The following is a 6306-nucleotide window of genomic DNA, read 5'->3' as shown; positions in this document are numbered from 1 at the left end:
ATTCCAAGCCGTTTCATCGAGGAACTGCCGCTTGACCATATCGAGGCCGAGCAAACCATGACCGGCGGCGCATCACTTTGGCGTGCCAACTGGAGCGAACAAACGGACCCGTTCGCCCATCTGGCGGCAGCCAACCAAGGCCGCAGCAACGCGCGTAGCCCGGGCTGGCAACGGGCAGCCACATCCGGCGGATTTAATCCGCGCCTACAGCGCATACCGGAAAACACACGCAGCGCGGTCAGCCTTGGCAATAAAGGCCGCAGCGACCTCAGCATCGGCCTACGCGTCTTCCACGAGAAATTCGGTTATGGCGAAATCGCGGAGATCGAAGGCAATAAGCTTGAGATCGAATTCGAACAGGCGGGCCGCAAACGGGTGATGGACAGCTTTGTAACGATCAGCTGACGTATCTGCTCTGGTAATGCCTATCGCTTTGCGGTTATGGAAAGCCATGACTGCGGGGGCTGCACAAATCATATCGGACGCAAGAGCGGCGCTTGGCCGCCGCGACGCCGCTTCTGCAATGCGCTTGTTGTCGGAATTGCCGGACGCGCAGATGCCATGGCTCATGATGGCGCAAGCCTGTAGCCTAGCCGGAGATGCCAAGGCGGAGGAAGCTGCGTTGCAGCGTCAGTTGGAAATTGACCCGCGACATTTGCCAGCCTTAATTTTGTCGGGCGAGTTAAAGGCACGCTTGGGCGATGACCGGGCAGCAAATTCGTTCTTTCAAGCAGCACTCAACCAAGCCGCGACAATGCCAGACGTGCCGGCATCCCTGCACCCCATGCTGAACCGCGCGCGCGATTTCATCGTGCATGTTCAGGCGAAATTCGAACAGCATTTGGTCGATGGGCTTTCGCAAGCGGGTTTGCATCGCGACGGACGGGTTGGCACCGCAATCGACATGTTGCTCGGCAAAAAGCAGCTATACGTGCAGCAGCCTTCGAGCTTTTATTTTCCCGGGCTCCCGCAGCGGCAATTTTACGAACGTTCGGAATTTCCTTGGATCGCCGAAGTTGAAAATGCAGTGCCGGCGATGCAAGAGGAATTGCGCGCAGTGTTGGCCGATGGGCAAGACTTCGCGCCTTATGTCGAGGCAAGCAGTGACCGGCCGAGAGCGGCAAACCCGCTGATCAACGATCCAAGCTGGGGCGCGTTTTATTTTTGGCGCAACGGCGAAAAAGTTGAAGCCAACGCGTCGCGTTGTCCGGCGACGATGGCTGCGCTGGAATTGGCGCCGATGCCGCGTATCGATAAACGTTCGCCCATTGCCTTATGGTCATTGCTTAAGCCCGGCACACATATTCAACCGCACCATGGGCTTTTGAACACACGGTTGATTTGCCATATTCCGCTCATCGTTCCTGACGACTGCGCCATTCGCGTCGGCAACGAGACGCGTGCATGGCGCACAGGCGAAGCGCTCATTTTTGATGACAGCTTCGAACATGAAGCGTGGAATAAAAGCACGGATACCCGCGTCATATTGTTATTCGAAGTCTGGAGGCCGGAGATTTCTGCCGAGGAACAGGCCGCGCTCACCACTATTTTCGAGACGATCAATGACTATCACGGCATGCCCGAAGATGCAGGATAATAGCTGGCATCATGAAACGGCTACTCGCGTCTTCATCAAAAATCTCTTCATTGCCTTGGGCAAGACCAGCCGATAGGCGCATGCAACATGTCTGACACGAACCCCAACATCCACCCGCTCAGCATCGCTGACTTTCGCTATTATTGGCTGGCGCGGTTTATGGCGGTGCTGGCAACAATGGGGATGGTCGTCGTTATCGGTTACCAAGCCTATGACATCGCGCGCAGTGACTATGGCATGTCCATTCGCGAAGCATCGCTGCAGCTTGGACTGCTGGGCCTTGTGCAATTCGTGCCACTTGCGTTGTTGACCCCTGTTGCCGGATGGGCCGCAGACCGGTGGGAACGCCGGACAGTCGCGCGGCTTGCCAACAGCATCGACATGATCGTCGCGTTGGCGCTGGGTTGGTTCACTTATATCGATGGCCTTACCCTGCCCCTGCTTTTCATGTTTGCTGCGTTGCATGGCGTCGCCCGCGTATTTGTCGGGCCATCGATGTCGGCGATCGCGCCCAACATCGTTCCACCGGCGTCATTGCCGCGCGCCATCGCATTGAGTTCAATCGCGTGGCAAGTCGGGTCCGTTTTTGGCCCAGCCGCAGGCGGGCTGATGTTTGCTGAGAGTGCATCGCTGCCTTATTGGGTTTCGGCAGGTTTGATGTTTGCCGCCACAATCAGCTTGAGCTGTGTGAAGCCAGTCCATCCGCCCCGCATGGAAAGAAAAATCCATCCCATAAGGCAAATGATTGATGGTCTGCGGTATACATGGTCCGAACGATTTCTGTTGGGTGCCATTACGCTGGATCTATTTGCCGTCCTGCTTGCCGGCGCGACCGCGATGCTGCCCGTATATGCGCGCGATATCCTGATGGTCGGACCGGATGGTCTTGGCCAGTTACGTGCCGCGCCAGCAGTCGGAGCCTCCGTCGTTGCGCTCATGCTCGCGATCAGGCCCCTACGCCACAATGTTGGCGCCAAAATGCTTTGGGCCGTGGTGGTCTTTGGCGTCGCAACTATCGGTTTTGGCCTAAGCCACGAAATTGGTAGCCATGTCTTTGGCGACGCGCGCATCGGGTTCCTGAACATGGGCGCCGGCATGGCGGTCGCGTTAATCTCACTCATCATCCTTGGCGCGTCAGACATGCTTTCGGTGTATGTCCGATCATCGTTGGTTCAGCTCAACACCCCCGATGAGATGCGCGGACGCGTCAGCTCGGTATCGGGCCTCGCGATTTCTGCCTCCAATGAATTGGGCGAACTTCAGTCCGGTGTGGCGGCGGCGGCACTTGGACCGGTTGGCGCGGTTGTATTCGGCGGCGTTGGTGCCATATTAATCACTGGAATGTGGGCGCGGCTATTCCCCGAGCTTAAAAACGCCCGCACATTTGAACCACAATATAGAGGAAGCAATTCATGAAAGCCCAATCGATCCTCGAAACCATCGGCAACACTCCGCACATCCGGATGGGGCGTATGTTCCCCAATGCCGAAGTCTGGATCAAATCCGAACGATCGAACCCCGGTGGTTCAATCAAGGACCGCATTGGTCTTGCGATGATCGAGGCGGCCGAGAAGGACGGCAGCCTGAAACCCGGCGGCACGATCATTGAACCGACGTCCGGAAATACCGGCGTTGGCCTTGCCATGGTTGCGGCGGTCAAGGGGTATAAGCTCATCCTCGTCATGCCAGAGTCCATGTCGCTGGAACGCCGGCGGCTTATGCTCGCTTATGGTGCATGCTTCGACCTGACGCCGCGCGAAAAGGGTATGAAGGGTGCGATTGAACGTGCTTTGGAACTGGTGTCACAGACCCCGGGTTCGTGGATGCCGCAGCAGTTTGAAAACCCGGCGAATATCGACGTCCATGTGCGCACAACATCGCAGGAAATATTGGCAGACTTTGCAGATACGCCGATTGACGCTTTGATTACCGGCGTTGGCACAGGTGGTCACATCACCGGATGCGCAGAAGTGTTGAAGAAGGTCTGGCCCAATTTGAAGGTCTTTGCGGTGGAACCCACTTTGTCGCCAGTCATCAGCGGTGGCCAGCCCGGACCACATGCCATTCAGGGGATTGGCGCAGGGTTCATTCCCGCCAACCTGCATACCGCATTGTTGGATGGCGTCATTCAGGTCGACCCTGAAGTTGCCAAGGAAACCGCACGACGTGCCGCGCGCGAAGAAGGCATGCTGGTCGGCATTTCATCCGGTGCGACGCTCGCCGCCATTGCGCAGAAGCTGCCCGAATTGCCAGCGGGATCACGTGTTCTTGGTTTCAGCTATGACACCGGCGAACGCTATTTATCGGTCCCCGACTTTTTGCCCGTCGACTAAACAAAAAATGCCGGGACGTGATATCCCGGCATTTTTGTATCTGAGCATGAAACGGCTGAGCGGTTACGCTGCGGCGAACATCTCCGGCGACAACGCCATTAACGCCTCACTGCCCGCTTCAATCTTGCGACGAAGCGCGCCGCAATCGGGCAGATACCGCTCGGCAAAATAGCGCGCGGTCACCAATTTGGTTTCGTAAAACGCCGCATTGCCGGTTCCGGCATCAAGTGCACGTTGCGCCGATTCCGCCATGCGCAGCCATTGTAGGCCAAGCGCCACGATGCCCATGATGTGCATGTAATGATGCGCGCCCGCACCGATATTGTTCGGATTGGCCATGCCATTTTGCATGAACCACATGGTCGATGCCTTCAAATCGCCGCTGGCCTTTTCAAGACGGGCCGCGAAATCTGCGAGTGCCCCGCCCTTTGCGACCGCACATTCTTCATCGACGATCTTGAAGAGCGCCTGAATTGCCCGGCCGCCATTTTGCGCCAGCTTGCGGCCAACAAGGTCCATCGCCTGAACGCCGTTGGTGCCTTCGTAAATCATCGCGATACGGGCATCGCGCACATATTGTTCCATGCCCCATTCGGCGATGTAGCCATGGCCGCCATAGACTTGCTGCGCATTGGTAGCGACTTCATAACCCTTGTCAGTGCCATAACCTTTGATGACGGGCGTCAGCAGCGACAAAAGGTCGTCCGCCATCTGCCGTTCTTCCTCAGTTTGCGCATGGTGCAGCAAATCGGCTTGCAACGCGCCCCACAGGCACAAGGCACGCATGCCTTCGGTAAACGCCTTGGCATCCATCAACATGCGGCGCACATCGGGGTGCACGAACAGGGTGTCGGCTTTTTGCTCCAGATCCTGCGGACCGGTCAGCGCGCGGCCTTGACGGCGATCATGTGCATAATGCACGGCATTTTGGTAAGCGACTTCGGCAATGCCAAGGCCTTGCTGGCCAACGCCCAGACGGGCGATGTTCATCATGATGAACATGGCCGCGAGGCCCTTATTTTCTTCACCGACAAGATAACCTGTCGCACTGTCATAATTCATGACGCAGGTCGCATTGCCGTGAATGCCCATTTTATGTTCGATCGAACCACAGGACAAACTGTTCCGCGCGCCAAGCGACCCGTCATCATTCACCAGAAACTTGGGCACGATGAACAGCGAAATGCCTTTGACGCTGTCCGGTGCGCCGGGTGTTTTGGCCAAGACGAGGTGAATGATATTCTCAGTGAGGTCATGGTCGCCCGAAGAAATGAAGATTTTCGTTCCGGAAACGGCATAGCTGCCATCATCATTGGGCACAGCCTTGGTGCGGATGAGGCCAAGATCGGTTCCGCAATGCGGCTCGGTCAGGTTCATCGTCCCGCCCCATTTGCCCGAAATCATATTCGGCGCATATTTGGCTTTCTGTTCGTCGCTGCCCTTTACCAATATTGCCGATACCGCACCTTGGGTAAGCCCCGGATACATCGCGAACGCCATGTTTGAACTTGCCATAAGCTCTTCAAACGCCATGGAGACGATGTGTGGCATGCCTTGGCCACCAAACTCCACGGGCGCTGACAATGTGCCCCAGCCGCCTTCGCAATAAAGCTTATAGGCTTCTTTGAAGCCATCCGGCGTGGTGACGCTGCCGTCTTCATGGCGCGTGCAGCCTTGCAAGTCGCCGACTTGGTTCAACGGAAAAAGAACGCCCTCTACAAATTTGGCGCCTTCGGTCAGGATCGCGTCAACCATATCCGCGCTGGCATTTTCAAAGCCGGGCAGATTGGCGAAGCGCTCAACAGCCAATACTTCGTTGAGAATGAACTGCATATCGCGAACGGGGGCGGTGTAGTTTGGCATTTTCGATCCTTAATTGGCTGGAAATATCAAATTAGGCGGTGGCAGATTTGTCTGCCGCCTCTGCCTTTTCGACGGTTGAAACAAATTGGGTAAGCTCGTGAATTGCGCTTTCGATATCATCACGCTGCGCCTTCAACAGATTGATCCTGTCGCGGCATTTTTCAATGGTCACGCGGCGCTGAATATTGCGGCCATCGTTCAGATCGTAAAGGTCAATCATCTCCCGGATTTCAGCAAGGCTGAAACCGACGCGCTTGGCACGCAATATCCACGCAAGGCGGGCGCGATCGCGCTTGGAATAAATGCGGGCAAGCCCCAACCGTTCGGGTGAAATCAAGCCTTGGTCTTCGTAAAAGCGCAAGGCCCGCGCGGTTACATCAAACTCGCTCGAAAGATCCGAGATTGTGAATGAATCGCGGTTAAATGCGTCTGGCGTATCGATGGTCGCATCGGCCCGCCTTTCCTCGCGCGTAATTGATTCCATGGCGCCTTCCCTCTTGTGTGCACTAGCGT

Annotated in this window: 5 protein-coding genes and 1 pseudogene; 4 read left to right on the top strand and 2 right to left on the bottom strand. The window is 56.4% G+C overall.

Annotated elements, in window-relative coordinates:
• From ACIQ5B_RS03710 to cysK, 4 genes and pseudogenes are all read left to right on the top strand, one after another.
• Positions 1–405, top strand: a pseudogene (locus ACIQ5B_RS03710) (DNA helicase II); the annotation flags it as partial.
• Between the two features lie 46 nt (positions 406–451).
• Entirely contained in the window at positions 452–1597 is a 1146-nt protein-coding gene (locus tag ACIQ5B_RS03705) for an aspartyl/asparaginyl beta-hydroxylase domain-containing protein (RefSeq protein WP_397597846.1), read from the top strand.
• 87 nt (positions 1598–1684) lie between these two features.
• Positions 1685–3013 (top strand): MFS transporter, encoded by a 1329-nt coding sequence (locus ACIQ5B_RS03700; protein WP_397597845.1) that lies wholly within the window; start codon positions 1685–1687, stop codon positions 3011–3013.
• Positions 3010–3930 (top strand): cysteine synthase A, encoded by a 921-nt coding sequence (gene cysK, locus ACIQ5B_RS03695; RefSeq protein WP_397597844.1) that lies wholly within the window; start codon positions 3010–3012, stop codon positions 3928–3930. The genes ACIQ5B_RS03700 and cysK overlap by 4 nt, the downstream gene beginning before the upstream one ends.
• A gap of 63 nt (positions 3931–3993) precedes the next feature.
• On the opposite strand, the gene ACIQ5B_RS03690 is transcribed toward cysK, so the two are convergent.
• Positions 3994–5793 (bottom strand): acyl-CoA dehydrogenase C-terminal domain-containing protein, encoded by a 1800-nt coding sequence (locus ACIQ5B_RS03690; protein WP_397597843.1) that lies wholly within the window; start codon positions 5791–5793, stop codon positions 3994–3996.
• A 31-nt stretch (positions 5794–5824) separates the two neighbouring features.
• Positions 5825–6277 carry a MerR family DNA-binding transcriptional regulator gene (locus ACIQ5B_RS03685; protein ID WP_183940368.1) on the bottom strand — a complete coding sequence of 151 codons (453 nt, stop codon included), beginning with the start codon at positions 6275–6277 and terminating at the stop codon, positions 5825–5827.
• Between the last annotated feature and the right edge of the window lie 29 nt (positions 6278–6306).

Source organism: Sphingorhabdus sp. (assembly GCF_044374345.1).
Lineage (GTDB): Bacteria > Pseudomonadota > Alphaproteobacteria > Sphingomonadales > Sphingomonadaceae > Sphingorhabdus_B.
Note: the sequence above shows the minus strand (reverse complement) of the source record. Positions and strands in the feature narration are given on the sequence as shown.